Raw genomic sequence first — 3,208 nt, forward strand, 5'->3', positions numbered from 1 at the left:
AATAATTCGGGTCTCAAAGAACTTGCAGGAGGAAAATACGGAGACCTGCGCGCATTGATTAAATCAGAGAAGCTTAAGCCCGAGCAAAGCCAAGATATGAAAAGTATTTTGGAATTTTTGATGGATTAGCCCATCCAAGGTTTGACCATTTCCATGCTGGCCTCCCAAAGCTTATCCCTATAATTTTTAGATCTTGCCTCTTTAGAGGGAACGTTGGGTTTTGACTTTTTGAAGTAGTATCCATTGTGGGAGTCTGGCATTTGTGTTTTAGCCAAATAGATACTGGTCCTGGCGCCCTGATTGGCATCAATCATAAAAGGGGTAGCCAATTTCCAAAACAGTTTGAATATTCCATTGGCCTCTTTCCCAAAATTGGTTTTGACTACTCCCGGATGCAAGGCATAGGACCGCAGCCCCTTGCTGCCATAATGGTCAATCAAGGATTTGGTAAACAGTATATTGAACAATTTCACATTGGCGTAAGCATTGAAGGAGCTGTAGCTTTGTTGTTTGTAATTCAGGTCATCGAAATTGACCTTTGCTGCCCTGTGGGCTTCTGAACTCACATTGATTACCTTGGGATTTTCTGATTGAAGCAGTAGGGGAGCCAGAAGGTTGGTCAAAAGAAAGTGGCCAAGGTGGTTGGCAGAAAAACTCAGCTCGAAACCATCCTTTGTAACCTCATATTTAGGAAATATACCTCCAGCATTGTTGATCAGCACATCAATTTGATCGGTTTTCGCCTGAATATCCGCTGTAGCCTTTTTTACAGAGTCAAGATCCGCAAGGTCCAAATGGATGAAAGATACCTTTTTTCGCTCTTTTTCCGGTAGTTTTTCGATTTCAATTTGGGCTTTTTCGGCATTTCTTGCAAGAAAAAAAACCTCTTGGCAAACAGGAACGAGTTCCTTAAAGGTAATTGCCCCAATGCCTGAGGTAGGACCTGTGATGGCTAATTTCATAATTTCAGCTTTGTTTAATGAAACATTCAAAGGCGGTTTTGGTTTGAAATCCAGGTGTAGATTACCCATTTTTATCAAGGATTTGACAAAAATTTGTAATTTTAAAGCTTAATTGTTTTAAAGTCACCCAAATCAGGCCATCAGCATAATTTTGTTGTTAGCTGTTTACTGTAAATCAGATATTTAGAAAAACCAAGCCCATCCTTGAAACCTAAAGAGCCTTTTATAGACATAGAGCAGGTGCTCAAAAATAAGAATGCCAGTTTGCACAAATGGCTTCCGGGATTTGCCATGAGTTATATCAAACGCATTGTCCATGAAAAAGACATCAACAGGGTAATGGCTAAGATAGGGCACTTGCAGGGTATGGATTTTGTGAATGCACTGATAGGGGAGTTTGGTGTGGAAGTCAGTCTTACCGGAGCAGAAAATATTCCCTTGGAAGAGCCGGTAATTTTTGCATCAAACCATCCTTTGGGAGGTATGGATGGGGTTGCATTCATGTTTGCTTTAGGAAAATACCGAACAGATATACGGTTTTTGGTCAATGATATCCTGACCAATATCAAAAATTTTGAGCCCATGTTTGTTCCGGTCAACAAACACGGCGCCAACAGTAGGGAGGTTTCCAAACTTATTGAAGAGACTTATGCCGGTGAACATGCAGTATTGGTATTTCCCGCAGGGCTGGTTTCCAGAAAGCAGTCCGGTACTATCAAAGACCTGGAATGGAAGAAGAGTTTTATCTCTAAAGCAAAGCGATACAAGAAGAATGTGGTTCCTGTTTATATAGAGGGCAGGAATTCGGATTTTTTTTACAATTTTGCCAATATCAGAAAAGGACTTGGAATAAAGTCGAATATAGAAATGTTTTACCTTGCCGACGAAATGTTTTCCCAAAGGGGGAAAAAAGTTGTTATCCATATAGGAAAACCGATTTCTTACCAGTATTTTGATCAATCAAAATCCGAAAGTGAGTGGGCAGCAGAGGTCAAAGAGATTGTTTATCAAATGGCCGAAAAACTTTAGTTATGCAAGAGATTATACCTGCAATAGACCGTGCAATTTTAAAGAAAGAATTGACTCCGGAAAGGTTCCTGAGGTATACCAATAATGGAAATAACCACATTTACCTGGTGGATTATCACCTTGCTCCCAATACCCTGAAGGAAATAGGCAGATTAAGGGAACTGACCTTTAGGGCTGCAGGAGGAGGGACTGGACTACCTATGGATTTGGATGATAATGATACCCACCAGAATTGTTACCAACAGCTGATTACATGGAATCCAGAGGACGAAGAAATTGTGGCCGGTTACCGCTTGATCAAATGCAGACATGCAGGCTTGGACAATAATGGCAACATGAATCTTTCTACAGCCCATCTTTTTTCATTTTCTGAAAGATTTCTCCAGGATTATATTCCACATACAATAGAATTGGGCAGGTCATTTGTCCAACCAAAATACCAGCCCGGTTTGAATAACAGAAAAGGACTTTTTTCATTGGATAACCTTTGGGATGGCTTAGGGGCTGTAGTCATGCTCAACCAGGATATCCGCTACCTTTTTGGGAAGGTTACGATGTATCCTCATTTCAACCGACTGGGAAGGGATATCCTGTTGTATTTCATGCATCATTATTTCCCAGATCAAGATCAATTGGTGAGGCCCTTGCCTCATTTGAAGCTGGGTTATGAAACTGATGCCAAGGGTTTTGAGGGACTTTTTGATGGTATGGATTACAAAAATGGCTATAAGCTGCTCAATTCCAGGATAAGGTCCTTGGGGGAAAATATCCCACCCTTGATCAATACCTATATGAATCTTTCACCTACCATGAAAACATTTGGTACCGCACTGAATGATGAATTTGGAGCAGTTGAAGAAACAGGTATTTTGATTACTTTGGCTGATATCCACGAAAGCAAAAAGCAAAGGCATTTGGAAACCTTTGAGCGGGATAGGGTGTTTGGAAGCAGATGAACAAACAAGAAAAAAGGACTGTAATCTTAGGTGCGAGTACCAATCCCATGAGATATGCCTATTTGGCTGCAGAAATGTTTGCGGAGAGGAAAATCCCCTTCATTCCTGTCGGTATCAAAAAAGGGAAAGTATTTGGTGAAGAAATATTGGATCTAAGAGAAAAACCCAGCATTGACAATGTCCATACAATCACACTCTACCTTGGTCCAACAAACCAAAAAGAATGGTACAATTATATAATTTCGCTTCAACCCAAGCGGA

Annotated in this window: 4 protein-coding genes; 3 read left to right on the forward strand and 1 reads right to left on the reverse strand. The window is 40.6% G+C overall.

Annotated elements, in window-relative coordinates; all coding sequences use genetic code 11:
• Positions 1–125: 125 nt before the first annotated feature.
• Positions 126–962 (reverse strand): SDR family NAD(P)-dependent oxidoreductase, encoded by an 837-nt coding sequence (locus QZT73_RS05275; protein WP_291787007.1) that lies wholly within the window; start codon positions 960–962, stop codon positions 126–128.
• A 204-nt stretch (positions 963–1,166) separates the two neighbouring features.
• Here QZT73_RS05275 and QZT73_RS05280 point away from each other — a divergent pair, with 204 nt between their 5' ends.
• The 3 genes from QZT73_RS05280 to QZT73_RS05290 all read left to right on the forward strand — a co-directional run.
• A complete protein-coding gene (locus QZT73_RS05280; RefSeq protein ID WP_291781741.1) occupies positions 1,167–1,991 on the forward strand; it encodes a 1-acyl-sn-glycerol-3-phosphate acyltransferase in 825 nt (274 codons plus the stop codon).
• A gap of 2 nt (positions 1,992–1,993) precedes the next feature.
• A complete protein-coding gene (locus QZT73_RS05285) occupies positions 1,994–2,947 on the forward strand; it encodes a GNAT family N-acetyltransferase (RefSeq protein WP_291787011.1) in 954 nt (317 codons plus the stop codon).
• The coding region (locus QZT73_RS05290; RefSeq protein WP_291787014.1) for a CoA-binding protein at positions 2,944–3,208 on the forward strand (265 nt) is incomplete at its 3' end. The genes QZT73_RS05285 and QZT73_RS05290, both read left to right, overlap by 4 nt.

The organism is Cecembia sp. (assembly GCF_007126775.1).
Lineage (GTDB): Bacteria > Bacteroidota > Bacteroidia > Cytophagales > Cyclobacteriaceae > Cecembia.